Consider the following 25,831-nt stretch of genomic DNA (forward strand, 5'->3'; position numbering starts at 1 on the left):
GTGGAAGTCGGTGCGGGCAGTTCAGACGGCGGGGGTCAGGCGGGCTGTCACGGGCCGGGTGGATCAGCCAGGCGCGGGTCAGACATCGATGATCGGGTTCAGGTGCTGGTCGGCGAAGCGGGTGCGCAGGAACTCGGAGTGGACCTCGAGGGAGCGGGAGACCCCGCCGACGATGTCGCCTTCGATCTGCTCGACCCCCTCGGCCAGCACCCCGAGCTGCTGGTCGATGTTCTCGAGGTTATCGAGCGCCTCCTGCCGGGCGGACCCTGCGAAGGTCTGCAGGAAGCCGAGGGTGTCGCTCGCGGCATCGACCAGCTCGGGAACGTAGCGGGTCGCGATCCCCTCGAGCATGGTGATCTCCGCGGCCGACGGGCGCAGCGACTGGAGCTGCTCGGAGGCGACCAGCGCATCGATCCTTCTGACCAGGGAGTCCACGTCATCCAGCACCGGGGTGGCGCCGGGGACGGTGGCGCGGGGTCGCAGCTGCGCGCTGCGCTCGCGGGTCTCCGCATCCGCCTTCAGGATTCCCTCCAGCACGGTGCGAGTGCTGCCGGTGACCGAGGCATCCAGCACCGGGCGCTCATCCTCGCTGCGGCGCGGCGCGTTCAGCACCAGGGCGCTGCCGCCGAGTGCCACCACGCCGATCCCCGCCGCCGCGGCGAGCACCAGCAAGGGACCGGCCACGGCGGTGCTGAGCCCCAGCACCACGGTCGCGATCGTGGCGAGGCCGCCCAGCAGCAGCGGCGCACCGAAGCGCACCAGCGGTGAGCGGCGCGGCCGGCCGACGGCCTTCGAGCGGGGGGAGTGGACCTTCCCCTCGAGCGGCTTCTCGAGCGGGCCCCAGAGATCGCGGCGCTCGGCGGTGGCCTTCCAGGGCAGGTCCTGGTCCCCGGGGGCGAAAGAGAGCGAGTCGTCGGGGTCGAGGTCGGCGTCAAGTGGGGCGTCGGAGTCGCCGGAAGCAGGCGCGAAAGGATCGGGGAATCGGCTGTTCTCACTGCCGGCCCCGCTGCTGGTTCCGCTGCTCGACCCTGGGGCCGACGGATCGCGTTCTTCGCTCACTGGTTCCCGCTGTCCTCCCCGAGGCGGTGACGAGGGACCCGGCACGGACCGGCGGTGCACTCCTGCGACTGCTCCCGGCTCCATGCGAGCGCCTCATCTTGGGCGTACCGAAAGGTTATCGCGAGCCACTGGACATCGCCCGAGGATTCGCCGGGCGCGAACTCCGCTCCTCCCATCCCGCGGCGTACGGGCCATGGGGAGCGCTCGAGCCCGGGCTCAGCGACCGAAGAGGTCCCCGAGGCCGAGGTCCGAGATCCGGTCGCCGATGCCGGAGACCTGCTCCCCGGCTCCCGAGACGGCCCCGCCGACACCGTCGGCCATGCCGTCGACGCCCTGCATGCCCTCGAACCCCTGGAAGTCCGTGAATCCCTGCAGGTCCTCGATGCCGGAGACTCCCTCGACGCCCTCGAACATGCCGCTGAGGTCGCCCGCGAGGTCGGGGGCCAGGGAGTCGATGTCGATGCCCTGGCCGACGGCGTTCTGCAGCAGCGAGCCGCCGACGGAGGTGACGGCGGCGCCGCCGGCGACCACGGCCAGCAGGCCCCCGACGCCGAGCGCCCCGGTGCCGATGGCTCCGGCACCCACCGCGGCAGCGCCGGCACCGCGGCGCCCGCCTCCGCCGGAGCGGCCCAGCAGGCGCGTGAGCTTGCGGGGATCGAGCGCTCCGAGCCGGGTGGCGGAGCGGGCGAGATCCTGTGCGGCGTCGGTGCGGGGAATTTCGCTCTCGGGCAGCTCCGAGCGCATGGTCGCCGTCAGCTGGGTGCGCTGCTGCGGGGTGAGCTTTTCGAAGGCCTCGCGGTGAACCTGTTCCAGCTGGTCAGGCTCCGCAGTGCGCACCAGATAGTCGTAGCGCGCGATGGCGCGGCGGTCCGTCTCGGAGAGAGGAGCACTCGAGGCGGAGCCATGTGCTGACGGAATGGGGCCCCGGGCAGGAGCGTGGCCCGGCGCGGGGGAGGTGTGTCCGCTCTGGCGCGGAGCCGAGTTCGAGCTGCTGTCTCCCGTGAGGGAGTCGGCGGCGCTGCGCACGAGGGAGCGCCAGTCGGAGCCCTGCCCGGAGCGGGCGGAGCCGGAGCTCTTCGCGTCGAGGGCCTTCTGAGCGGTGCCGAGGAGGCGGCGGAAAGTGCTCACAGTCGGTCCTTCCGATGGGGGCTGTGCCCGGTCGTCCGGGCACCGTACGAGGGTGAGTGCCCCACCTCCGTGCGCGCAGGGCCCGAGCCTGGAGTTCCCTGGGAACAGCTCGGCCCGCCATCACGCCACGCCGACTGCGCCGATCACGCCGACTGTGCCGATCACGCCTGCCCGGCGTGCGATGCCTACGCCCCGCCCCCGCGCGCCACGTCGGCGGCTGTCGGCGCAGGGATCTCCGCATCGAAGGGGATCATCGGGCGGTCGATCCGGGAGTGGCCGAGGCGCAGCAGGTCCTGGTCCACACCGCCGGGCGTGAGCGCGAGCAGCCAGCCTGCGGCCGCCTCGTACTGATCGGGCTCGAGGTAGCCCATCTTCACGGTGACGATGTCGAAGCCGGTCATCGACAGGCCCAGCCGCGCGAACATGTCGCGAGTGGCCCATTGGGAGCGGCGGGCGGTGACCACGACGGTCAGGCCCGTCGCCCGGTCACCGTCCAGCACCCGCAGCGCTGCCGAACGGCCCGTGTTCGGTGCGTCGTCCAGCGCGATCACCTCGGCGCGCAGCGTCACCGGGCCCGGATCACGGGTATCTATCTGCCCTCCTACGACGAACTCTCCGCGCCCGCCGACACCGAGAGCGGTCGCAGCGTCGGCCGATTCCGGATCGACCAGAGAGACCATCAATGCACTGGCCTGCCCGGAGCGGATCTCGGGCCGGGCCAGCAGCTGGGCGAGGGCGTAGGTGGTGTCGTCGGCCCCGCCCGCGCCGGGGTTGTCGCCGGAGTCCGAGATCCAGAAGGGGCGTTGCTCGGAGGCCACAGCCTGCTCGAGGCACTCCTCGAAGGTGCCGGTGGGGGCCACGAACTCGAAGTCATGGCGCTTCTCCCAGACCGCGCTGGCCAGCTCCAGAGCAGCGGCGTCGACGGCCTCGGCCTGGTCTCCGAAGGCGACGATCGCGGCCTTGCAGCGCGGCTGGTCCGCCCAGGCGAAGCCGATCCAGTAGGACACATCGGTCACGCCCTCGCGGGCGGTCAGCTCCGGGATCCGGGCGTACAGCGACTTCGCCGGCTCGATGCGCGTGGAGGTCTTCTCCCCGGGCAGCAGGATCGGCAGGTGCACCAGCGCCTTGTGCGGGCGCGGGCCGCCAGCGGCGACCTTGATCGTTGCGTCCACCAGGTCCCGCAGTCCCCGCTCGCGGGTCTCCCAGGCGTCGATGTGCGGGGCATGGCGGTAGCAGGTCAGCAGGTCGCAGGCCTCGAACAGGATCTCGGAGACGTTGCCGTGCAGGTCCATCGCGGTGCCCACCACGGTGTCCGGCCCGATCACGGCACGGATCGCGGTGATCAGATCGCCCTCCGCATCGTCCAGCCCCACCACGCTCATTGCGCCGTGGATGTCGAAGAAGAAGCCGTCCAGCGGCGCGATTTCCACGGCGGCGGTGAGGCAGGAGACGATCTCGGCCTTCCACACCTCGTAGACCTCGCGGTCCAGCTGCCCGCCCGGCAGGGCGCGGGCATGGAGCACGCCGACGTAGTTCGCTGCCGGGACCTCGAAGGGGTAGCGGTCCAGGATGTCGGCGGTGCCGCGGCGCACCTCGAAATCCGTCGCCCCGGAGCGGTACGGGGTGAAGGTGGAGGACTCGATCGCGACCCCGGCGATGCCGATGCGGGGGAGATGAGGGGTCATGTGGGCCTTTCGAGGGGCTGAGTTCTCAAGGTGCTGCCAGAGTGCGGAGAGGGGCAGGTCGGCGGTTTGCGACAGTTCAGTCGACGGTGTGCGGTCGTTCAGGTCGAACGTTTGCGATCCACGGCTCTGCCCATACGGTGGCCCGCCGACAGGGGTGATCCGTCCTCTTCACCCCGCCAGCAGCCGCACCCCGGTTCCCAGCGCCAGCACCGCGCCGACGAAGCCGAGCACCATCACCAGGCGCTGGATGGTCTGCTCGCGCAGCCGCTTCTGCACCGCCTCGCCGAGGAAGATCGAGGCGATCACGATGGCGACCATCGCGGCCCACATCCACCAGGGCAGGTCGGGGACCTGGCCGTCATCCCAGGCCAGCTTCGAGGTGAAGGACACCGAGGAGATCAGGATCCACAGCGGTTGCAGCGTCGCCACCATCGGCAGCACCGGCCAGCGCGAGAGCACCGCGTAAACGGTGACGGCAGGGCCGCCGACGCCGCCGAGCACGGTCCCGAGCCCGGAGCCGATCCCGGTGATCACCTGGGCGGCGTGGCCATCCACGGTGGTGTTCACCCGGACCAGCGCCACGGAGATCAGCAGGCTGAGCAGCACCAGGGACGCGGTCACGATGTACAGCGGGCCGGGCGGGGAGACTGAGGACAGCCAGGCCGCGCCCGGCATCACCGCGACGGCGGGCAGCCCGATCCAGGCCACGGTGCGCCACTGGATCCGATCCCAGATCCGTGGGAGCAGCAGCAATGGCATCAGGGTGCCCAGGAAGTTCGCGAGCATGATCCCCTGATGCGCCCCGATCAGCACCACCGCGTAGGGCGCGAACAGCATGCCCAGTCCCAGCCCGGCGACCCGCTGGATCACGGCGGCGAGCAGCACCAGGCCGAGCAGGGTGAGGGACACGGTTGTGGTCATCGGTAGGGCTCCTCACGCTTCATGTCCCCGCCCGTTCCCTCAGCTTCGGTGCATTGCAGAGTTCGCAAGGATTTTCCAACAACTTAGGTCAGTTCGGAGGTGATCTTGCGTGTTGGACAGGTGCGCCGCTGTGGTGATAGGTGCGGGCCCCTTCGGGGGCTCGTCCTCGCCGGGGACTACCGGGCCTCGGTGGCCTCGATGGTCCTGAGTGTCTGCTCAAGCCACGCACGTGCGGAGGCGATGTCTGGCAGCACCGAGGTGAACCCCTCGATCTCGGTCTCCTGACGAGCTTCACCGTAGGCGAGTTCCCAGGTCCCCATCGGTCGCAGCGGTAGTGGGGGCCACGCTTGGGCTTGACGCCAATCGAACGTCCGCGTAGCGAACTTGCGTACTGCCGACAGACTGGGGCCGACGTTCCACAGCAGCTGCAGGTCGACTAGATCGTGCGCACGAGCGTAGCTCGGATCGGTGACGGCATGAATCTTCTGCGCGATCTGGTACTCAAGATCGATCAGCTCCACCGGTTGAAGGGGGCCGAACCCGAATAGCGCACTCAGTTCTGTGAGCTCGTCGTCGACCTCTAAGCGTGCGTGTGCGTGAGGTCCGATTTCAGGGTCCGACACCTCGATGTCGAGTCCTGCCCACTGGTCTCCGAGGAAGGACAGGGAGACGCGGTAGGGGTGCATCACGTACTGGGGGCGAGCGAGCCCGGGATCGTGCAGTCTGCCAGGCCGGAGCGTCGCGGTGAATGCCACCCGATCCGGCGCATCCGGATCCCTGCGAAGCGCACCCTTTGAGGCAGGAACGACTCCCCACCCCCGCGCTAAATATGATCGGAACTCGCCTTCGAACTCTTCGCCGCGTGCTCGGGTGGAGACGTCAAGATCGGCAGTCGCGCGGGTCCCACGCTCACCCAGGCGCAGCTTCACCCCCATGCCGCCCTTGATCGCGACCGCTCCGGGGAGCATCTGCGATACGACCAGCGTGCAGAGCATCATGCGTGCGCGGGCGACGGGTACGCCCAGCGAACTCGCGACGTCCTGGAGTCGACTGTCCAGCTGAGAAATGTTCAACGGGGGAGGCAGCGAGCTCATGTGACGGTTCCCTTCGCAAGCATTTCGTCGACGTCCGTTTCGTCGATCAGTTCGCGCTGGTGCGATTCGGCAACCAGCGCTGACCAGCGCTCTGGGGGTATTCGGTCCCGCATGTCCGTCAAGGCGCGCCGCACTGTCGTCGAGAGGATGCCTTCATACTGCGTGAGGTCGCTGTCGGGTACGTCCCTCCGAGTCTCGAGTTCCATCCAGTCCGGCAATGCGCGGCGCACCCTGCGCCGGGTGCCGACCCGGATGCGTCGTGGGTTGAACTGGCCAAGATCCAGCAGGTGAAGGACAGCATCCCGGTGGAGGAACGCGTCATCACCGGCCAGAGCCACGGCAGCAGTGGGTTCGGTCCGGGTGGTCGACGGAACCTCACGGTGTATGTACACGCCCTTGCCATAGGCGCGAAGCGCGCCGCGGGAGGCGAGTTTGCGAACCTCCACGGCTGGCACGCCTGCATCGTCAGCTTCAGCGATCGTGACCACGCCGTGGTGTGCCGCGGCGATCTCCCACAGATCCTGGCGGTATCCCATATCCGCACCTCCATGGCAAAAGAGTACCAGTATTGGTACACTTTTGGCAGGATTGCACTCGGCGTTGTCGAGTTGGGGGCTACCGTCCGTCCCCGAGCAGCGCCGCGATCTCCGGGTGCCCGGCGATGTACCCCTCGAGCAGCTTCTGCCCCAGCACGGGCGAGCTGACCAGCGGGTGCATCGAGAATCCCTGCCAGGCCGCCTCGCGGGAACCGGTCATCGCGGCCTCGAGGATCTTCCGCTCGGCGGCGCGCAGGCTGCTCATCATGCCGAGCCGTCCCAGCTCCACGGGGGCGACGGGCTGCGGATGCACGCCCTCGCCGTCGACCACGCACAGCACCTCGAGCACGGTGTCGGCCGGCAGCTCCGGCACGATCCGCTGCTCAGGCGCGGCATCGCTGCCAGCGGGGGCGTTGCCGACGTCCAGGATCATCCGCTCGCTGCGGCCGGTGGCGAGCGCGGCCATCAGCCGCAGCGCCACCTCCTGGTAGCCGCCGCCGGCGATGTCCTCCTCACGCCGCTCCTCGTCCCGGGATTCGGCCATATAGGTCGCCTCACGCTCGTGGAGGGTCTCGCGCCAGAGGTCCAGGGGTGATGCGCAGCAGGAGGCCGGCTCAGCACTTTCGGCTGCGGCGAGGTAGAAGTCGCCCTGCTGCTTAGCGAGGAACTCCCCGCGGGTGGTCGCGGAGCCGGTGATCCGGTCGATCGCCTCGGCCGTGTGCAGGTAGTAGAAGAGGTACTCGTTGGGCAGGGCGCCGTCGGCCCGCACCCAGTCCTTGCCGATCAGCCGCGCTTCCTCGATCTCCTCGAGGGCGTCGTCGTCGGCGAGCAGGCCGGGTAGGCGGTCCACGCCGTCGACGGTGACCGAGCGCAGCCAGCCCAGGTGGTTCAGGCCCACATAGTCGAAGCTCGCCACGGTGCCACCAGCCCCGCGCTCGCCGGCCCCACCAGCCCCGCGCTCGCCAGCCCCGTCGGCCGCGCGACCGTCGGCCCCGCGCTCGCCAGCCCCGCCGCCGCTGTCTTCACCGCCGCGCTCGCCCGCCACCAGGTCCACATCCAGCAGTCGTCCCACCCGGCGCACCAGCCCGATGGGGGTGTCGCAGATGCCCACCACCTTGTCCCCGAGCACGGTGCGCATCGCCTCGGTGACGATCCCGGCGGGGTTGGTGAAGTTGATGACCCAGGCGCTCGGCGCGATCTCGGCGATCACGCGGGCCACCTCGAGGGCGACGGGAATCGTGCGCAGGGCGTAGGCGAGGCCGCCGGGGCCGATGGTCTCCTGGCCCAGGAGTCCCAGGCCCAGTGCGACGCGCTCGTCGACGGTGCGGGCCTCGGCGCCGCCCACCCGGATCGCGCTGAACACGAAGTCTGCGCCGGTCACGGCCTCGCGCAGGTCGGTGGTGGCGGTGAGGCGGGGGAGTGTGGTCGCGCGCTCGTCGGTGAGGAGCTGCGCGCCCAGGCCCTCGCTCACCGCGGTGATGGTGGCCAGGCGCGAGGGGTCCACGTCGTACAGCGCGACCTCGTCGACGGTGAGGCCGGTGGCGGCGGTGGCGACTGCTTCATAGACGAGCGGGACGCGGAATCCTCCGCCGCCCAGGATGGCGAGCTTCATGTCATCGCACGCTAGCACCGTCGTGGTGCGATCATGGAGGCCGTGACCGGCGCACTCGCCGGATCGATCGCCACCGGCGCCCGTGCTGGGCCGCGCGAGCATCTCTGGAGGACACCATGCGACGTCGACACTTCCTTTCTGCAGGGGCCACTGTGAGCGGTCTCGGCCTGCTGGCCGCCTGCGCCCCCGGCTCGGACGCTCCCGAGGACGGCGGGTCAGCACCCGCCCCGGCGGCCGACGAGGTCGACACCGACATCGCCGCCCTCGGCGACATCACCCTGGTGGTCTGGGACCAGGAGGTGCGCGGTGCGCAGAACGACGCGATCGAGGCGCTGATCGGAAGCTTCCAGGAGCAGTACCCGAACGTCACCGTCGAGCGGCAGTCCCAGTCCTTCGACGACCTCCAGCAGCAGACGGGCCTGGCGCTGTCCGGCAACGACGTGCCGGACGTCCTGCAGGTCAACAACGCCCGCGGCGACATGGGCACCTTCGTGGCGGACGGCCTGCTCACCGACCTGACCGGCTACGCGGAGGCCTACGGCTGGGAAGAACGCTTCGCCCCCAGCGTGCTGGACAAGATGAAGTACTCGGCCGACGGCGTCACCTTCGGCGAGGGCGCCCTCTACGGGCTCGCCCAGACCGGCGAGGTCTGCGGGATCTACTACTCCCAGAAGAAGCTCGACGCGCTGGGCCTGCAGGCCCCGACCAGCTGGGATGAGGTCTTCTCCCTGGTCGAGGCGGCGGCGGCGGCCGATGAGCAGCCGATCATGCTGGGCAACCTCGATCAGTGGCCGTCACTGCACCTCTTCGGCCCGCTGCAGGCGAACTTCGTGCCCGCCGAGACCATCGTGACCCTCGGCATGGGCAACTCCGGCGCGGACTGGACCACCGACGACAACCTCGCCGCCCTCACCCAGCTCGCCGAATGGGGCGCCAGCGGCGCGCTCGGCGACTCCCCGAACGGGCTCGCCTACGACGATGCCTGGCCGCTGTTCACCGAGGGCACCGGCGTGCTGCTGATCGGCGGCTCCTGGCTGGGCCCCGACATGGAGGCCGTGATGGGCGAGGACCTGCGCTTCATGGCCCCGCCCGCCGGGTTCGACGGGAAGGACGCCACCACCGGCGGCACCGGCATTCCCTTCTCGATCCCCGCCGCTGCGAAGAACGCCGCTGCGGCCGCCGCCTTCATCGACTACATCACGAGCGATGACGCGATGGCGATGATCGCCGAGAACGGCGGCATGCCCGTGAACCGCACCGCCGAGCTCGCCCCCGACTCCGGCGTGAACAAGGACATCTACGAGGCGTTCGACGCGGTCTCCACCGAGGGCACCCTCCTGCCCTATCTCGACTACGCCACCCCCTCCTTCGCCGACACCGCCGGCGCCACCCTGCAGGAGCTGATCGGCGGCCAGACCGACGCGGCCGGCGCTGCCGGGGCCCTGCAGGAGGACTACGCCGACTTCTCCGAGGGAGCCTGACCCGGTGACGCCCGGACGAGCTGGAGGCACCCCGCGCCGGCGCCGCCCCCGGCCCTCCGCGGTGGCCCGCTCGCAAGCCACCCCGTATCTGTTCCTCCTGCCGGCGCTGCTGGTCTACGGCGCGTTCGCGCTGTATCCGCTGGTCAGGGCCGCACAGTTCTCGCTGTTCGAGTGGAAGGGCTTCGGCCCCTCCACCTTCGTCGGCCTGCAGAACTATGCGGACCTCGCCGGGGACGCGGACTTCCGCGCCGCGATCGGCAATGCGCTGCTGCTGATCGTCTTCTACTCGGTGATCCCGCTGGTGGTGGGCCTGGTGCTGGCCGCGATCCTGCGCCGGGGCCAGGTGCGGGGGATGGGCTTCTTCCGCACCGTGATCTTCCTGCCACAGGTGATCGCGCTGGTGGTGGTGGCCGTCGCCTGGAGGCAGATCTACTCCCCGCACGGGTTGCTGAACGACATGCTTCGCACCGTCGGCCTGGACGCTCTGACCCGGGGCTGGCTGGGCGATCCCGGCACCGCATTGCCCGCGGTGGGGTTCATCGGCACCTGGGTGGAGATGGGGCTGGTGATGCTGCTGCTGCTCGCCGGCATGGGCCGCATCCCCGCGGAGCTGTTCGAAGCCGCGCGCCTGGACGGCGCAGGGCCGGTGCGGGAGTTCTTCGCGATCACCCTGCCCGCGGTGCGCGGGGAGATCACCGTCGCGCTGGTGCTGACGATCATCGCGGCGCTGAAGACCTTCGATCTGGTCTATATGACCACCTCCGGCGGGCCCGGAAACTCCACCACCGTGCCCAGCTATGAGGTGTACCTGCGCGCCTTCGACCTGCGTGAGGTGGGCTCCGCCTCCGCGGTCGCGATCGTGCTGACGATTCTGATCTTCGCGATCAACGTGGGCGTCACGCGGATCGGGGAGCGTGAGTCATGAGGGTTTTCCGCGCCGAGACGTCGATGAACTACGTGATCCTGCTGGGCTTCGCCGCCTTCGCCCTGATCCCAGTGCTCACGATCCTCGCCACCTCCGTCTCCGCCCCGCTGGGGGAGAGCGGCGGGCTGCACCTGTCCAACTTCGCCAAGGCCTGGACCGTCGGCGGATTCGGTCGCTCGCTCGGGAACTCGGTGGTGGTCGCCGCGATCGTGGTGACCCTGTCCATCGTGCTGTCGGTGCTGGCCGGCTACGCCTTCGGCACCATGAAGTTCCGCGGGTCGACGGCGCTGTTCTACCTGTTCCTGCTGGGGCTGATGATCCCGGCCGAGGCGACGATCATCCCGCTGTTCTTCGACCTGCGCTCTCTAGGGCTCACCGACACCTATATCGCGATCGCGATGCCGCAGGTCGCCCAGTCCGTCGCCTTCGGGACCTTCTGGATGCGGGCCCAGTTCCGGGCGATGCCGGTGAGCCTGCTGGAGGCCGCGGCGCTCGACGGCGCCGGCCCCCTGCGCGCCCTGACCCGGATCATGGCCCCCGCCGCACGGCCCGGGATCCTCACCATGCTGGTGCTGGTGTTCATGTGGACCTGGAACGAGTTCCTGATCGCCCTGATCATGGCGCCCGGTGGCCGGCTGCGCACCGCCCCGCTGGGCCTGGCGAACTTCCAGGGCCAGTACACCGCCGAGACCGCGCTGCTCGCGGCGGGCGCGGTGATCGTCGCCCTGCCCACCGTGATCCTGTTCCTGTTCCTGCAACGCCACTTCATCCGCGGAATGCTCGAAGGAGCTGCTCAGTGACGACCGACGATCCCGCCCTGCCCACCGACCCCGATCAGCCCACCGGCCCCGTGACCGCCGACATCGCACTGCCCGACCTTCCGACCAGCCCGGGCCCCGGCGCCTCCACCCCCGCCCCGCCCGACGCCGCCGAGCGCGACGACTGGGACCCGCTGGCCGCCCAGCGCACCCCCGAGGATCCGCCGCTGGACGTGCTGCTCTCCGGCACCGTGTTCTTCGACATCGTCTTCACCGGCATGGACCGCCTCCCTCAGCCCGGCGAGGAGCTCTGGAGCAAGGGCATGGGCTCGAGCCCCGGCGGGATCGCGAACCTCGCCACCGCCGCCGCCCGGCTCGGCCTGCGCACGGGCCTCGTCGCCGGCTTCGGCGACGACGCCTACGCCGACTGGATGTGGCACACCATGGCGCACGAGGAGGGCATCGACCTCTCCGCCTCCCGCCGCTTCACCGACTTCCACTCCGCGCTGACCGTCTCGATCGCCGCCGAGGGCGACCGCGCCATGGCCACTCACGGCCATGACCTGCCCGAACCGCTGTCCACCCTGATCGCTGGCGCGCCGGACGCCCGCGCCGCCGTGGTGGACCTTGCGGGGGAGACCTCCTGGTGGGCGCAGCTCGCCCAGCGCGGCTCGAAGATCTTCGCCGACATCGGCTTCGACGAGACCGGCCGCTGGGACGTGGCCGACCTCGCCCCGCTCGCCCACTGCCACGCCTTCACTCCCAACGCGCTCGAAGCGATGGCCTACACCCGCACCGACAGCCCCGACCGGGCCGTGCGCGCGCTCGCCGAGAAGGTGCCGCTCGCGGTGGTCACCGACGGCGCCTCGGGCTCCTACGCGATCGACTCCGCCACCGGTGAGGAGGCCTACTGCCCGGCCGTCCCGGTCACCGCGATCGACACCACCGGCGCGGGAGATGTGTACGCCGCATCGCTGGTGCTCGGCACCCTGGCCGGCTGGCCGCTCGAGGAGCGGCTGAAGTTCGGCTCCCTGTGCTCGGCCCTCGCCGTCCAGCAGTTCGGCGGCTCCCTCGCCGCCCCCGGCTGGGGAGACATCCTGGATTGGTGGCGCTCGCTCTCCACCGCGGCCGACGACGGTGACCTGCGCGCCGCCTACACCCGCACCGGCTACCGCTTCCTCGATGCCGTGGTCCCCGACCACCCCGTGCTGGGCCGCCGCCGCGCCCAAGGCACCTTCGCCCTGCGCTCCGACGCTGGGGAGCACTGAGCGCCGCCGCCTCTGGCGTCTGGCTGCTGACGCCCGGCTTCGCTCGTCCCGGGCTCTGCTGACACCGGGCTCCGCTGACCCTTGGCTCCGCTCGCACCGGGCTCTGCTGATGGTCGAGTACGGGCGCTCTAGAGCACGCACTGGCCATATGTCCGCAGCGTGCTCCCTGTCGCCAGTACTCGACGGGGAGCACTGGCACGAAGGCCGGTCCCAGGCATCTGGGGGAGGGGTCTCAGTGCACGGTGCCCACGATCAGCTGGGCAGCATCCTCGATCTCGGGTGCGTCGATGCTCATCGTGCTTTCTGGGGCACCCACCGCGCATAGGTCACCCCCGAGCTGAAGGCCCGGTGCTCGGCCAGCTCGAGCCGCGTGCGGAACCCGTCCGGGAACAGGCGGCGCCCGCGGCCCTGCACGTAGGGGTAGGTCCAGAGCCGGTACTCGTCCACCAGCCCTGCCACGATCAGGGGATGGCACAGCATGATGGAGCCGGTCAACGAGATCTCCGCGCCAGCCTGCTGCTTCAGCTCGCGCACCGCAGCGACGGGATCTCCGGAAAGCAGTGTGGAGTGCTCCCAGGCCGGGTCGGTCATCGTCGAGGTGACGACGTACTTCTCGAGCGTGTTCAGCTCATCGGTGATGCCGGTGGTGTCGTTCTCCTGGACCGGCCAGAAGCCGCGGAAGTCCTCGAAGGTCTGCCGCCCCAGCAGGATCGCATCGCAGGCGGCGCTGTCGCGCTGCAGGAGCTCCTGCTGGTCGGGTGGGGAGTCGGTGGGGTCGAACCAGTCGTCCAGCATCTCGATCGAGCCGTCGACGGTCATGTTCTGCGTGATCACCAGTTCTCGCACCGGTGCCTCCTCGGTGGCCGTGGAGCGTTGCGTCGTGCGCGGCAGGCGACCTCCACGAGCATCACTGCCGTGGGCTCGGAGTGTAGACCTCGGCGCGGGTGGGCACGATGGGGTCGAGCCCGGCCGGATCGCCGCCCGGCGCAGCCCAGCCGACGCGCTTCGGCTCCCGGCACCCGGTAGAGCCCACGGCTGACCTGCATGGGGAGTTCTCCCCAGGCAGTTCTGCCCAGGCAGTTCGCCCCATCGCGCTGCGGGCAGATCAACCCTAGATTTCAGGTGGTTGGTGCGGGACTCTCCGAGGGGGAGAGGCACCGGCACGAGGCTCACGCAGGGCGGAGCTGCAGGATCGACGGTGGGGGCCGACGGTCCGGCGGCGGGGACCCGTCGCTGCCCGCCTCGTGACCGGTGCGCACCGCAGTCGGGGCGTCGGGTGGATCCGGGTTCGGGACCAGCGCCAGGAGTGCAGGGCTGGCGAACCCGCCCCCAGGTCAGAGCTGCACGAGCCCCTGGATGAGCGAGAGCAGCGCGCCGACCATCGCGATCACGATCACCCAGCGCATCGCTCGGGCGCCGTGCACCCAGCGGGCCAGCACATTGCCGCCGAGCAGCCCGATGACGAGCAACCCCATCAGCATCGCCCAGCCCGCGACAGGCAGCGAGGGCAGCGACCATTTCGCGAGCAGCGCCGCCACGCCGAGCACCGCGAAGTGCAGCTGGGCGGTGGCGGCGAAGCGGCGATGCTCCCACTGGGTGGCCAGCGCATAGACCACCAGGCCCGGCCCGCCCACGCCGGCGGTCACGTTCATGACTCCCGACGCGAACCCGCCAGCGGCGCCCACCCAGGGTGAGTTCGGCACCTGCAGCTTCCGCGAGGCGATGGTGAACAGCAGACCCGCGATCACCAGCAGGCTGATCGCGATCGCGAGCACCGCCGGAGGCAGCCACAGCACCAGCAGCGCCCCGGGGATCGTGCCCACGATCCCGGCGGGGATCACGCTCGCGGCACGCTTCCAGTCCAGGTCCGTGTGGACCGCGGTGAGGTTCAGCAGCGCCGCGACGATCCCGCACACATTGGTGACCAAGATGCCCTCGAACGGGCCGAGCGCCATCACGAGGAACGGTGAGGACAGCAGCGCGAACCCCATCCCGGTGGTGCGCACCGCCACCGCACCGGCCAGCACGGCCAGCGCGGCCAGGGCCAGCGGCCACCACTCAGGATCGATCACGCAGGTCAGGGTACGCGTTGGCGGTGGGCGCCCGGACCGGCGGAGCAGTGACCTTGTGCCCTCGAACTCGCGCCTGTGCGGGGATAGCTTCGAGGTACGAGCACTGCTCGATGCGGTGCACTCACAGGAGGTCTGTCATGACCCGTACCTACATCATCACCGGCGCCGCCTCGGGCATCGGAGCGAAGACTGCCGAGCTGCTGCGGGAGCAGGGCCAGACGGTCGTGGGCGTCGATCTGCAGGGCGTCGAGGTCTCCGCGGATCTCTCCACCCCGGCCGGTCGGGCTGAGGGTGCACGCCAGGCGCTCGAGGCGGCAGGCGGCATCGTCGACGCGGTGATCCCGTCGGCCGGCCTCGCACTGCCGAAGCCCGTCACTGCCGCGGTGAACTACTTCGGGATGACGGAGTTCCTCCAGGCGCTGCAGCCGGCGCTGGCCCGGTCCGAGGCGCCGCGGGTCGCGCTGGTCTCCTCGATGTCCTCCCTGCAGCCGCTGGACCCGCAGCTGCTGGAGGCCTTGATGGCGGACGACGAGGCCGCCTCGCTCGCCCGGGCCGAGGAGCTGGCCGCTGATCCCCTCACCGGGAACCTCATCTACGCCTCCTCGAAGCGGGCGATTTCCCGCTGGGTGCGCCGTGAGGCACCCGGGCAGGCCTGGGCCGGAGCCGGCATCCCGCTGAACGCCGTCGCCCCCGGCATCGTGATCACGCCGATGACCCGCGACATGCTGGCGGATCCGCAGTACGCGGCGTTCATGGACATGGTGGTGCCTATGCCGCTGAACGGTCACCAGGACGCCGAGAGCGTGGCCCGCCTGCTGATCTGGCTGACGTCGGTGGAGAACTCCCACTGCTGCGGCCAGACCTTCTACACCGACGGCGGGGCCGATGCGGTGCTGCGGGGCGATGACGTGTGGGGTTGGAACGACGAGGCGATCACCGCCAAGTTCGCCGCGTTCAGCAGCTGAGGCCTCCCGCGCCCGGGACGTGCAAGGGGAGACGGGCCGCCGACGGCAGGAGTGCCGCCGACGGCCCGTCCGTCACCTCGCGGAACCCAGAAGCGCGAACGCCGCGCTCGCCGCGGCCTCGGTGCCCATGCGCAGCGTCGGCTGCATGTCCGGGGCCCACAGCGGGGAGTGGTTCGGGGCGGCGACCCGTCCCTCGGCGTACGCGCCGGTGCCCCAGTAGCAGTACGGGACCCCGAAGGCGGCGGGGATGCCGGAGAAGTCCTCGGAGGCGGTGACCGGGTCCATGTGCTCCACGCGCTCCGGCCCGAACTGGCCCACGAACGCTTCCCGCACCCGCTCGGCGACCTGCGGGTCGTTGTCCGTGACGGGGTAGCGGTTGAACAGCTCGAACTCGGGCTCCTTCGGGGAGCGGGCCGCCTCGCACTCGGCGCGCACCATCCGCTCCACCCCGCCGACCAGGTGATCGAGGATCTCGTCGCTGTAGGCGCGGAAGTTCAGCGCCAGCTCGGCGCGGTCCGGGATGATGTTCGCGCTGGTCCCGGCGTGGAGGGCGCCGACGGTGACCACCCCGAAGTCCCCGGGGGCGATCTCGCGGGCCACCAGGGTCTGGATCCGGGTGACGATCGCGGCGGCGAGCACCACCGGGTCCACGCCCAGGTGCGGCATCGAGCCGTGGGAGCCTGAGCCGTGGACGATCACCCGCATCGACACCGAGGAGCTCAGCACCGGTCCGGGCGCGACGGCGACCTTCCCCGCCGCGGGGGAGGTGAGCACGTGCTGGCCCAGGCACACGTCGGGCCGGGGCACCTTGTCGACCAGGCCGTCCTCGACCATGGAGCGGGCCCCGGCCGCGATCTCCTCGCCCGGCTGGAACAGGGCGATGTAGGTGCCGGACCAGTCCTCGCGGTGATCCGCCAGCAGCTTCGCCGCGCCGAGGCCCGCGGTCACGTGGAAGTCGTGCCCGCAGGCGTGCATGGTGGGTTGGATCTGCCCGTCGGCGTCGGCCTGGGTGTGCGCCGAGGCGTAGGGCAGCCCGGAGGCCTCCTTGATCGGCAACCCGTCCATGTCCGCGCGCATCAGGATCGTGGGGCCCTCGCCGCTCGAGAGCACCCCCACCACGCCGCCGCCGATCTGCTGGACCTCGTACCCGAACTCGGTGAGCTGCGCGGTGACGATCCCGCGGGTGCGCTCCTCGAGCATCGAGAGCTCGGGGTGGCGGTGCAGGTCCTCGAACAGCGGCCCCTGCCAGGCGTGGTACTCCTCCAGCGCGGCGGTCATGCGGTCGGTCAGGGTGGTCACGAGAGATCCTTTCCCGGCTCCGCAGAGCGGCCGGAACGGCCGACGGAACGAGAGCACTTCCGGGGACGCGGGCATGCTTCTGCCCTCGAGCGTAGCCACCCTCGCGAGCACTGCGGAATCATCCGTGTGATTCGCCTGACGCATGCCTTTTTCCTCTTTCGCAGAGCCCCTCGCGGCCCTACCCTTGTCGCGGGCACAAAAGATGCGAAGAAACAGCATCTGATCAGGCGGTACTCCACTTTGACCAACGTGCTCCCACCACACTTCGAAGGAGGGACCCAGGAATGGAGTCGCGCCATGAACTCACCGTCGGCAACGAGCTGAAGGCTGCCACCGAGACCGGACAGATTCCGGCGGTCCCCGCGAGCTCGGATGCGGGCGATCAGCCCACCACCTGGCGCACCAGCCTGGGGGTCGTGGCCGCGCTCGTGGCCGCCTTCGTGGTGGTCACGCTCGTGAGCCTCTGAGGCGTCTCCGAGGAGCGACAGTGCGCCCCTGCATGCAGCGCCCGCGCGGCACAGCGAAAAGGACTCGCAGGTCGGGAGCGGACTCCGGTAGGTTCCGAGGATCGTGCCGTCTTCTGACCGAAGGGTCGTCGCCGTGTTCTCCTCCCTCGTCTCCAGCCAACGGATCCCCGCCGCCCTCGCGCCCCTCGCCGACGGGGAGGTGCTGGTCGCCCTCGACCCTGCGCTGACCGGCCTCCGCTCGGTCTCGCTGCTGCGCGTCAAGGGTGAGGCGACGGTCCTCTCCCTCTCGCCGGCCCGGGCGGAGCAGCTCGAGCTCTCCGCGAGCGACCGCATCGAGCGCGGGGAGCTGAGCGCCCGCCTCGATCGTGCCGGGATGGTGCTCGCCGATCCGGACCACCTGTTCTACCTGCCCCTGGCCGAGCAGGCCGCGCTGCGCGAGGAGCCGTGGGAGAGCGCCACCCGTCCGCTGACGGAGGCCGATGCCGCAGTGTTCGCAGAATTCACGGCCCAGGCGCCCGAGGACGACCTGGACGAGGCCTTCGTCGAGCTCGACCACTGGCTCGTGGTCGGCACGTTCAGCGGTGAACGGCTGGTCGCCGCGGCGAGCATGTACCCGTGGGGCGAGACCCTGCTGGCCGACCTCGGCGTGATCACGCTGCCGGAGTTCCGCGGTCGCGGGCTGGGCCGCACGACCGTCCGCGCGATCAGCGCTGCCGCGCTGGACCGGGGCTACGAGCCGCAGTACCGCTGCCAGCTGGAGAACACCGCCTCCGCGGCGCTCGCCCGCGCTGCGGGCTTCGCGCTCTTCGGTGTGTGGGAAGGGTTGGAGTCTGCGAGCTGACAGGGGTCGTTGGTCCCCTCCGCCGTCGGCCCCACGACCTACTCTTGTCGTAGGCACAGAAAGTGGGTGCGGGCGGCCCGGCCGGCCCCGCGGTGAATCGTCGTGCCCTTCTCCTCGAGCGCGAAGGACCTTCCCTGGACATGCGACCGACTCCTCCCCTCGGGCACCAGCGCGCCGCTGCACGTGAGGCCCGGCGCCCAGCCAGACGCAGCGCTGCGTCGCTGCTGGGCATGCTGCTGGCAGCACTCGTGCTGCTCGTCCCGCTGAGCGCCTGCGGGCCGACGGGCACTGCCGGCGACACCGAGATCGCGGACGATTCCCGCCCGGTCGAGCAGACCTCACCCGCCCCGGTCGGCTCACCCACCCCGGAGCAGACCGCCCCCGCGGAGACCTCGGCGTCCGAGTCCGCCGCCACCACGTCGGAGGCGGCGCAGATCACCGCCGCCCCGACCGTCGAGCCCACCTCCGAGGCGGCCGACGGCACCGCGCTGGCGATGCTGTCCGGCCTCGAGGAGAAGGGCCGTGCCCCGAAGACGGGGTATGACCGTGACTCCTTCGGCTGGCGCGACGACCTCGACCGCAATGGCTGCGACACCCGCAACGACATCCTGCGCCGCGACCTGCACCAGATCACGCTCAAGGAGGGCACCCAGGGTTGCGTGGTGCTGCGCGGCACCCTCGACTCCCCGTACAGCGGCGACACCGTCGACTTCGACCGCACGGACTCCACGATCGACATCGACCACCTGGTGGCGCTCTCCGATGCCTGGCAGACCGGCGCCGCGGGCTGGGGCGAGGACCTGAAGCGCGAGTTCGCCAACGACCCGCTGAACCTGCTCGCGGTCGAGGCGAGCCTGAACCGTCAGAAGGGCGACGGCGACGCCGCGACCTGGCTGCCGCCGAAGCGCGACTACCGCTGCGAGTACGTGGCCCGGCAGATCGCGGTCAAGGACAAGTACGACCTCTGGGTCAAGCCCGCCGAGGCCGACGCGATGGAGCGCGTGCTCAGCGACTGCGAGGGCTTCCTCGCGATCACGGGCGCGCACGATTGGCCCCGCGCCGGCGACGGCGACGTGGTGGGAACCGAGGCCCAGCCGTCGACGCAGCCCGCCCCTGCCCCTGCATCCGCACCCGCACCCGCACCGGCGAAGGACCCCGCTCCCGCGCCCGCGACGGAGGACGGCGGCAGCGTCCACTTCCAGAACTGCGACGCCGCCCGCGCGGCCGGCGCCGCCCCGGTGCGCACGGGCGATCCCGGCTATCGCAAGGGTCTGGACCGTGACGGCGACGGGGTGGGCTGCGAATGACCGTCCCCGCCCCCGTCGATGACCTGTCAGGAAGGAACCCGCCCCCTCCTGCGTTCGAGCCAGGACACCACGTCCACGGGAGGAACCCACACATGATCGGCATCGATCTGAACGGCCGCACAGCATTCGTCAGCGGCTCCACGCAGGGCATCGGACTCGCGATCGCGCGGCGGCTCGCAGAGGCCGGCGCCCGCGTCGCTGTCAACGGCCGCACGGCGGAGCGGGTCGAGGAGGCGCTGACCTCGCTCGTCGCGGCGGGCATCGCGCCCGAGCTCCTGCTCGCCGCCCCGGGGGACGTCACCACGGACGAGGGCCTGCAGACCGCGCTCGACGCGTCAGGGGAGGTGGACATCCTGGTCAACAACCTCGGCATCTTCGGCGCCGCACAGGCGCTCGAGGTCACGGACGCCGAATGGCAGCGTTACTGGGACGTGAACGTCATGTCCGCGGTGCGACTGATCCGCGCCACCCTCCCGCAGATGAAGGAGGCTGGCTGGGGCCGGGTCCTGAACATCGCGAGCGACTCCGCGATCGTCACCCCGGCGGAGATGATCCACTACGGCGTCTCCAAGACGGCGCTGCTGGCCGTGTCCCGCGGCTTCGCGAAGGATGCCGCCGGCACCGGGGTCACGGTGAACTCTGTGATCGCGGGCCCCACGTACACCGAGGGCGTGCAGGACTTCGTGTACCAGCTGGTGGATCCGCAGCTGCCGTGGGCCGAGGCGGAGGCCGAGTTCATGCGCCTGTACCGTCCACAGTCGCTCGTGCAGCGGCTGATCCGCCCCGAGGAGATCGCGAACATGGTCGTCTACCTGTCCTCGCCGCTGGCCTCGGCCACCACCGGCGGGGCGTTGCGCGTGGACGGCGGATACACGGACGCGATCCTGCCGTGAGGCCCGGCGCGGTGCGGACCGACGGCGCCCCTCGGGCCTGCTCGACCGGTGTGCTCAGGCCGTCGAACCGGTCCGCTCGTGCGGTGTGCGCGACCCCGCCTGCACCGCACGGGGGATCCCGAACGTCGAGGTGACGACCGCCGCGACGGTGAAGGGGACCATGCCGAGCGCGAGCATGGCCGTGCCGGTGCCGCCCGCGAAGGCGAGCACCTCGTGGGTGAGGACCAGCTGGGCTCCGGTCTGGAAGGCGGCGTGGAAGCCGACGGACATCCAGATCGAGCCGGTGAGCTGACGGAGCCAGCCGAATCCGATCCCCATCACGAGGAACAGGGAGAGGTCCACCGGGTCCCAGCTCTGGCGCAGGAGCGCTCCGAACAGCGTGAACAGCAGCGCCTGGACGAGGATGACCCACCAGCCCCGGGTAAGAATCCCGAGCGCATGCGTGACGTAGCCGCGGAACACCGCCTCCTCGGGGATGGCCTCGGTGACCAGCACCGCGAGGAGGACCAGGAGCGCGGTCCGGGCGAGCTCAGGCCCCGGCACGGTGACGGTGAGCGGGGCGCCGAGGAGCCCGAGCGCACCGAACGTCGCCGCCGCCGGGACGGCCCACAGCAGCGCACCCCACCCGGCGAGACGCCACCCGGCGCGCGGACTCGTCAACCCTGCATCACGCATTCGCTGACCATCCGCGACGCGGACCAGCAGGAGGACCACGACGACAGTCAGGGCGCTGAGTCCCACTCCGGCAGCGATCCGGAGCGCGAGGGTCGGAGTGTCCGAGAGGTCGCGCGCGGTGGGCAGCAGGGCCGGCAGGATGGCCAGCCCGGCACCGAGCGGGAGCACCGCGAGCGCAATCCTCCACGCCGCGGAGGTGAACCGCCGGGACCGTGAGGTCTCGAACTCGTCGGTCACGTCCACGGGAGCGGTCACCTTCCGATCGTGCCGAGCGTCGAGTGGGGCGGCCCGCCGCAGTGCGACGGGCCAGCATCGAAGAGACGCTGCTGAGCCTACCGATCGCCCAGGTCACCGCGCCTCCTCCGGAAGAAGGAGACGCGACGCCACGAGCGACCTTCCGACCTCACGCCGCTCGCACTGCTTGCGGGCGTGAGGCCGATGCTGTTTCCTGCTGCGACGGCCTGCCACGACACGACGAACATGGAGACACCATGACGGACCACGCCTTGACGTTCGATGCCCTGCTCGCGCTCGAGCACCGAGGCTGGGAGGCCCTCACCCGGCATGAGGGCGGCAGCTTCTACGGCGAGCTGATGACGGCCGACGCGCTGATGATCCTCGTCAACGGCATGGTGCTCGACCGGGACACGATCGCCGCGACCCTGAACGAGTCCCCGGCCTGGAGCAGCTTCTCCCTCGAGGACGCGCGCCTGGTCCCGACGGGGGAGGCGAGCGCCGCGCTGGTCTACCGGGCCACCGCCTCCCGCGATGGAGAAGACGAGCCCTTCGTCGCACTGATGTCGGGCCATTACACGCTTACGAACGGCCGGCCCGCGCTCACCCTCTACCAGCAGACCACCATCACCCACTGACGGGCGCGGCTCTGGTCAGCGTCGCCGCAGCACGAGCACCGCATCGACGTGCTCGCCGGGTGCGCCGTCAGGGCCGACGGCGGGGCGCCGACGGTCCTCGGCGACCTCCACCGCCCAGTCGGCGACGGGCTGCGCGAGCTCCTCCGCCTCCGCGCGCACGTCGATCATGTGCGCGGGGTGATGATCGGCCCAGGAGGGCGGCGCGGCATGGGAGATGGTGACCAGATGCCCGCCGGGGCGCAGCGCGCTCGCCGCACGTCGGAGGATCTGCACGCGGTCCAGCTCGACCTCGGACTGGAAGAACGAGGCGGTGACCAGGTCCGCCGAGTCCGGCTCGGGCTGCCAGGTGCTGAGGTCCGTCGCGGTGAAGACCGCGCCGTCCAGGCCGCGCGCGGCGGCTTCGGCGCGGGCGCGGCCCACGGCGGTGGCTGAGATGTCCAGGCCCCGGGCCTGCCAGCCCTGCTCGGCGAGCCACAGCACGTCCCCGCCCTCTCCGCAGCCGAGGTCGATCGAGGTGCCGGGCTCGAAACCGCCGACCACCTCGGCGAGGGTCTGATTGACCCGCCCGGACCAGATCCGCTCCTGGCCCCCGTAGCGCTGCTCCCAGTGCTCGACGGGGGAGAGGGACGGATCCGGGGCGGTGTGGCCGGCGGGGGCGCGGTGCTGATGCGACGTGCTGTTCTGATGCGCTGTGGGGTGCTCGTGGGGTGCGTTCATAGGGACGAGCCTGGCAGATCGGCCGACGGCGCGGTAGCGGACTTGCGCGCCCGGCCGCACCCGACCGACCCCGCATTGCGCCTCGCGCCGCTCGGGTAGATTGTCGTCACTTCCAGCGGTTCCTCTCCGGTGACCGCCGACGGGGACCACCACCCGGTGGGGAGTGAGACTAGGGGGTCCACGATGACGACCACGGGCATGAGCCGCGCCGAGAAGGTGGACGCCGCCACCCCGGAGTCCCGCAATCGCGTCGTCGACTTCCTGCGCGCCGCCGCGATCACCGTGGTGGTGCTCGGGCACTGGACGATCATCGCGGTCGACGCCGACGGCGGGATCCTGCCCCACGGCGTGCTCGACGGCGCCCCCTGGACCCACCCGCTCACCTGGCTGTTCCAGGTGATGCCGATCTTCTTCCTAGTGGGCGGCTACTCCAACGCCCTCTCCTGGCGCTCCGCACGACGGAAAGACGTGGGTTACGCGCAGTGGCTGCGCACTCGCCTGCGACGCCTCGGGATCCCGCTCATCCCGCTGCTGCTGGCCTGGCTGGTGATCGGCGTGGTCGCTGTCGCCGCCGGCGCACCGCACGCGACGGTGCAGCTCGCCTCGCAGATGGCGCTGATCCCCACGTGGTTCCTCGCCGCGTACCTGATGGTCATCCTGGTCGCGCCCCCGTGCCTGGTGCTGTGGGAGCGATTCGGATGGTGGTCGATCATCGGCGGCATCGCGCTCGCCGGAGCCGTCGACGCCCTCAGCATCGCCGCCGACCAGCCGCTGCTCGGATACCCGAACTATCTGCTGGTGTGGGCGGCGTTCCACCAGGTCGGCTACGCCTGGCTGGACGGACGACTCGCGGGGCCCGGGCGGCGCATGCTCCTCGCGGCGATTGGGCTGGTGGGTCTGCTGATGCTCGTGCTGGTGGGTCCGTATCCGGTTTCGATGGTCACCTCCGCGGCCGACGAGATCTCGAACTCGAGCCCCACCCGCATCACCATGGCGTTCCTCGGCATGCTGCAGGCCGGGCTGGTGCTGTTGCTCGAGAAGCCGCTGACCGCGCTGCTGCGCAAGCCCGGGCTGTGGTTCGTGACCGTGCTGGTGAACCAGCGGATCATGACGTGGTTCCTGTGGCATCTCACCGTGATGGTGGGAGTGGCGCACCTGCTGCTCGCGCTGGATGCCCGAGTGTTGCTGCCCGAGCCGCTGAGCGGGACATGGTGGGCGACCAGGCCGCTGTGGGCGCTGGTGCTGCTGGCGCTCACCGGGGTGGTGGTGCTGGTGATGGGTCGGTTCGAGGAGCCGCGGGCCGACGACAGGCCGGCTCCCGCGCTGTGGAAGCCGATCTTTGCTGCCGTCATGGTGATCGCGGGGCTTGCGGTGATGGCGAACGTTGGCGTGGTGGGGGAGAGCGGCGTGACCTGGTGGTGGCCGTTGCTGCCGGTGATGGGGATGTGGGGATTCGGAGTAGTCCGATCCGTTCGCGCCGCCCCATGAGCTGAAGCCAAGTTCAAGTAGCCAGGTAGGACATGAACCATGCTTGAGGGTCGAACATGCCTCACAAAATGTGCCGAAGGGATGGCTTACTCGTATCAGCAAAGCCTAGTTGCGAGATGCTTGGCAATTTCTCTGCCGAGCGGGATCGGCACGGCGTTCCCGATCTGCTTGACGATCTCCGTGATGGGCCCTACGAACTTATACGAGTCCGGGAAGCCCTGAAGCTTCGCTCCCTCTCGCGGAGTGATCGCGCGGTCTGCGTTGGGGTGCAGGTAGCGCCCCTTCTCCGGCTTGATGAACTCCGTGCGTATGGTGACGGAGGGGCGATCCCAGTGCAGGCGTCCCATAACGTCCGCGTTGCCGGTCTTGTGCTTGCGCCATGCCTCACACTGAAGCTCCAGGGGAAGGTCCAGGCGGCTTCCACCAGTAGGGATCGCCTTAAAGCGTGCCAGGGAGAGGTCCGAGTAGTTTCTGCCGACGTGGAGTTCCTTGGCGAGATATGGCCCCGGCATCGACTTCCCGGCGACCTCAGTGGAGATGCCCTGAGGCAGCTCTCCGGTCTGGTCCGGCAACGCGCCGATCGCCCATTCCACAGTTCGCCAGTCTGAGCGATCAGGATGCGTCGGCGCAGGGAAACCCGGATCGGGCTGGTCGTTCCTGTGGCCGATGACGATGACCCTCTTGCGGACCTGTGCGGCGCCGTACTGTGCGGCATTCACCACTCGATACTCGATCGAATAGTCTTCGAGCTCCGCGCCTGGCTCCGTCATCTGCTCGAACAGAGGGAACTGGGTCGAGGTGAGGAATTGCGGCACGTTCTCGAGGACAAAAAACTTCGGCTTCGCCTTGCGGACAACCTCTGCGTAGGCTCGCCACAATTCGTTGCGTGCGTCGTCCGCGGCCTGCTTCCCCAAAGTGGAGAATCCCTGGCACGGGGGCCCTCCTATCACCAGGTCTGCAGACGGCACTTCTTCGTCCCGCAGCCAGTCCTGGATCGGTCCGCAGTACACATCCGCTTCGCGGTGGTTCAGCCGGTACCCCTCGGCTGCCCGTGGCTCCATTTCCACAGCTTTGAGCACCTGGAAGCGGTTGCTCGCCTGGCGGAACCCTTCACTCAGCCCCCCGACTCCCGCAAACAGGTCGATCATGGTGATGGCGCCGTCCCGCACAGGCAGAGTGCGGGGCGGAGAGAGGAGGGCGGTCATGACATCAGATCCTAGCTTGTCGGAGAACTCGTCGAGAGCTGACACTCCTGGTCAGAATATGGCTGTCACCACGCAAAACGATGGCTCGAGGGACATCCCTGCCCCAGTGCGAGCGCGAATGTCCAGACAGCGGCGCAGGGACACGGTGCCGGAGGTGGCACTCCGGCGGGAACTCCATGCCAGAGGACTGCGATTCCGCGTCGACCACCCGCTCCCGGACATGCCACGGCGCAGAGCGGACGTCGTGTTCACGCGTGTACGCCTTGCCGTGTTCGTGGATGGCTGTTTCTGGCACGACTGCCCGGAGCACGGCACCCGCCCCAAGACCAGAGCGAGTTGGTGGGAGGCGAAGCTTCGGAAGAACGTGGACCGTGACCGTGACACGGACACACGCCTGCTGGAGGCCGGATGGACAGTACTGCGAGTCTGGGAGCATGAATCACCTGTGTCCTCCGCTGCAAAGGTTGAAGCGACCTATCTGCGCTTGATATCCGTTTCCGGATGAGCGATCACCCGCGTTGGGGCGGGCGGGCACTGATGAGATCCCGTGTAAGACGTCGAGT

At 70.1% G+C, this 25,831-nt stretch carries 25 protein-coding genes; 12 read left to right on the top strand and 13 right to left on the bottom strand.

Annotation, left to right across the window (positions count from 1 at the left end; genetic code table 11):
* Window positions 1-78 precede the first annotated feature (78 nt).
* The 7 genes from ABD893_RS02710 to ABD893_RS02740 form a co-directional block, all read right to left on the bottom strand.
* Complete coding sequence (locus ABD893_RS02710; RefSeq protein ID WP_345075989.1) at window positions 79-1,059, bottom strand: hypothetical protein; 981 nt, start codon at window positions 1,057-1,059, stop codon at window positions 79-81.
* A gap of 216 nt (window positions 1,060-1,275) precedes the next feature.
* Complete coding sequence (locus ABD893_RS02715) at window positions 1,276-2,187, bottom strand: cation-transporting ATPase (protein ID WP_345075990.1); 912 nt, start codon at window positions 2,185-2,187, stop codon at window positions 1,276-1,278.
* A 185-nt stretch (window positions 2,188-2,372) separates the two neighbouring features.
* Window positions 2,373-3,872 (bottom strand): M81 family metallopeptidase, encoded by a 1,500-nt coding sequence (locus ABD893_RS02720; protein WP_345075991.1) that lies wholly within the window; start codon window positions 3,870-3,872, stop codon window positions 2,373-2,375.
* A 168-nt stretch (window positions 3,873-4,040) separates the two neighbouring features.
* On the bottom strand, window positions 4,041-4,793 hold the full coding sequence (locus ABD893_RS02725; RefSeq protein WP_345075992.1) for a TSUP family transporter: 753 nt from the start codon (window positions 4,791-4,793) through the stop codon (window positions 4,041-4,043).
* 176 nt (window positions 4,794-4,969) lie between these two features.
* Complete coding sequence (locus ABD893_RS02730; protein ID WP_345075993.1) at window positions 4,970-5,887, bottom strand: nucleotidyl transferase AbiEii/AbiGii toxin family protein; 918 nt, start codon at window positions 5,885-5,887, stop codon at window positions 4,970-4,972.
* Window positions 5,884-6,423, bottom strand: a complete 540-nt coding sequence (locus tag ABD893_RS02735; RefSeq protein ID WP_345075994.1) for a type IV toxin-antitoxin system AbiEi family antitoxin domain-containing protein — start codon at window positions 6,421-6,423, stop codon at window positions 5,884-5,886. The genes ABD893_RS02730 and ABD893_RS02735 overlap by 4 nt, the downstream gene beginning before the upstream one ends.
* 79 nt (window positions 6,424-6,502) lie before the next feature.
* Window positions 6,503-8,035 (bottom strand): family 4 glycosyl hydrolase, encoded by a 1,533-nt coding sequence (locus ABD893_RS02740; protein ID WP_345075995.1) that lies wholly within the window; start codon window positions 8,033-8,035, stop codon window positions 6,503-6,505.
* A gap of 152 nt (window positions 8,036-8,187) precedes the next feature.
* Between ABD893_RS02740 and ABD893_RS02745 the strand changes: the two genes are divergently transcribed.
* The 4 genes from ABD893_RS02745 (at window position 8,188) to ABD893_RS02760 (ending at window position 12,467) form a co-directional block, all read left to right on the top strand.
* Window positions 8,188-9,516 (top strand): ABC transporter substrate-binding protein, encoded by a 1,329-nt coding sequence (locus ABD893_RS02745; protein ID WP_345075996.1) that lies wholly within the window; start codon window positions 8,188-8,190, stop codon window positions 9,514-9,516.
* Between the two features lie 4 nt (window positions 9,517-9,520).
* On the top strand, window positions 9,521-10,441 hold the full coding sequence (locus ABD893_RS02750; protein ID WP_425548328.1) for a carbohydrate ABC transporter permease: 921 nt from the start codon (window positions 9,521-9,523) through the stop codon (window positions 10,439-10,441).
* Window positions 10,438-11,241, top strand: a complete 804-nt coding sequence (locus tag ABD893_RS02755) for a carbohydrate ABC transporter permease (protein ID WP_345075997.1) — start codon at window positions 10,438-10,440, stop codon at window positions 11,239-11,241. Before ABD893_RS02750 ends, ABD893_RS02755 begins: the two co-directional genes overlap by 4 nt.
* Window positions 11,242-11,303: 62 nt before the next feature.
* The gene (locus ABD893_RS02760; protein ID WP_425548338.1) at window positions 11,304-12,467 is read left to right on the top strand and encodes a carbohydrate kinase family protein; all 1,164 of its coding nucleotides are present in this window, start codon (window positions 11,304-11,306) and stop codon (window positions 12,465-12,467) included.
* A 291-nt stretch (window positions 12,468-12,758) separates the two neighbouring features.
* Here the strand turns inward: ABD893_RS02760 and ABD893_RS02765 are convergent, their stop codons facing one another.
* Window positions 12,759-13,313, bottom strand: a complete 555-nt coding sequence (locus ABD893_RS02765) for a dihydrofolate reductase family protein (RefSeq protein ID WP_345075999.1) — start codon at window positions 13,311-13,313, stop codon at window positions 12,759-12,761.
* A 488-nt stretch (window positions 13,314-13,801) separates the two neighbouring features.
* Window positions 13,802-14,539 carry a TSUP family transporter gene (locus tag ABD893_RS02770; protein ID WP_345076000.1) on the bottom strand — a complete coding sequence of 246 codons (738 nt, stop codon included), beginning with the start codon at window positions 14,537-14,539 and terminating at the stop codon, window positions 13,802-13,804.
* Window positions 14,540-14,676: 137 nt separating this feature from the next.
* Here ABD893_RS02770 and ABD893_RS02775 point away from each other — a divergent pair, with 137 nt between their 5' ends.
* Window positions 14,677-15,504 carry an SDR family oxidoreductase gene (locus tag ABD893_RS02775; RefSeq protein WP_345076001.1) on the top strand — a complete coding sequence of 276 codons (828 nt, stop codon included), beginning with the start codon at window positions 14,677-14,679 and terminating at the stop codon, window positions 15,502-15,504.
* A gap of 72 nt (window positions 15,505-15,576) precedes the next feature.
* Here ABD893_RS02775 and ABD893_RS02780 read toward each other — a convergent pair whose 3' ends face one another.
* Entirely contained in the window at window positions 15,577-16,803 is a 1,227-nt protein-coding gene (locus ABD893_RS02780) for an amidohydrolase (RefSeq protein WP_345076002.1), read from the bottom strand.
* Between the two features lie 284 nt (window positions 16,804-17,087).
* Here ABD893_RS02780 and ABD893_RS02785 point away from each other — a divergent pair, with 284 nt between their 5' ends.
* The 4 genes from ABD893_RS02785 (at window position 17,088) to ABD893_RS02800 (ending at window position 20,311) form a co-directional block, all read left to right on the top strand.
* Entirely contained in the window at window positions 17,088-17,270 is a 183-nt protein-coding gene (locus tag ABD893_RS02785) for a hypothetical protein (RefSeq protein WP_345076003.1), read from the top strand.
* A gap of 133 nt (window positions 17,271-17,403) precedes the next feature.
* Window positions 17,404-18,111 (top strand): GNAT family N-acetyltransferase, encoded by a 708-nt coding sequence (locus ABD893_RS02790; protein WP_345076004.1) that lies wholly within the window; start codon window positions 17,404-17,406, stop codon window positions 18,109-18,111.
* A 140-nt stretch (window positions 18,112-18,251) separates the two neighbouring features.
* Complete coding sequence (locus ABD893_RS02795) at window positions 18,252-19,418, top strand: GmrSD restriction endonuclease domain-containing protein (RefSeq protein WP_345076005.1); 1,167 nt, start codon at window positions 18,252-18,254, stop codon at window positions 19,416-19,418.
* A gap of 95 nt (window positions 19,419-19,513) precedes the next feature.
* On the top strand, window positions 19,514-20,311 hold the full coding sequence (locus tag ABD893_RS02800) for an SDR family NAD(P)-dependent oxidoreductase (protein WP_345076244.1): 798 nt from the start codon (window positions 19,514-19,516) through the stop codon (window positions 20,309-20,311).
* A 54-nt stretch (window positions 20,312-20,365) separates the two neighbouring features.
* Here the strand turns inward: ABD893_RS02800 and ABD893_RS02805 are convergent, their stop codons facing one another.
* Window positions 20,366-21,241 (bottom strand): CPBP family intramembrane glutamic endopeptidase, encoded by an 876-nt coding sequence (locus ABD893_RS02805; RefSeq protein ID WP_345076006.1) that lies wholly within the window; start codon window positions 21,239-21,241, stop codon window positions 20,366-20,368.
* A gap of 236 nt (window positions 21,242-21,477) precedes the next feature.
* On the opposite strand from ABD893_RS02805, the gene ABD893_RS02810 reads away from it, so the two are divergent.
* Window positions 21,478-21,858: a nuclear transport factor 2 family protein gene (locus tag ABD893_RS02810; protein WP_345076007.1), complete on the top strand. Its 381-nt coding sequence runs from the start codon at window positions 21,478-21,480 to the stop codon at window positions 21,856-21,858.
* Between the two features lie 15 nt (window positions 21,859-21,873).
* On the opposite strand, the gene ABD893_RS02815 is transcribed toward ABD893_RS02810, so the two are convergent.
* Window positions 21,874-22,575 (bottom strand): class I SAM-dependent methyltransferase, encoded by a 702-nt coding sequence (locus tag ABD893_RS02815; protein WP_345076008.1) that lies wholly within the window; start codon window positions 22,573-22,575, stop codon window positions 21,874-21,876.
* A gap of 183 nt (window positions 22,576-22,758) precedes the next feature.
* On the opposite strand from ABD893_RS02815, the gene ABD893_RS02820 reads away from it, so the two are divergent.
* Window positions 22,759-24,063 (top strand): acyltransferase family protein, encoded by a 1,305-nt coding sequence (locus tag ABD893_RS02820; protein ID WP_345076009.1) that lies wholly within the window; start codon window positions 22,759-22,761, stop codon window positions 24,061-24,063.
* 95 nt (window positions 24,064-24,158) lie between these two features.
* On the opposite strand, the gene ABD893_RS02825 is transcribed toward ABD893_RS02820, so the two are convergent.
* On the bottom strand, window positions 24,159-25,268 hold the full coding sequence (locus tag ABD893_RS02825; RefSeq protein WP_345076010.1) for a DNA cytosine methyltransferase: 1,110 nt from the start codon (window positions 25,266-25,268) through the stop codon (window positions 24,159-24,161).
* 58 nt (window positions 25,269-25,326) lie between these two features.
* On the opposite strand from ABD893_RS02825, the gene ABD893_RS02830 reads away from it, so the two are divergent.
* Window positions 25,327-25,773: a very short patch repair endonuclease gene (locus ABD893_RS02830; RefSeq protein WP_345076011.1), complete on the top strand. Its 447-nt coding sequence runs from the start codon at window positions 25,327-25,329 to the stop codon at window positions 25,771-25,773.
* The last annotated feature ends 58 nt before the right edge of the window (window positions 25,774-25,831 follow it).

This window comes from Brachybacterium paraconglomeratum, from assembly GCF_039541415.1.
GTDB classification, from domain to species: domain Bacteria; phylum Actinomycetota; class Actinomycetes; order Actinomycetales; family Dermabacteraceae; genus Brachybacterium; species Brachybacterium paraconglomeratum_A.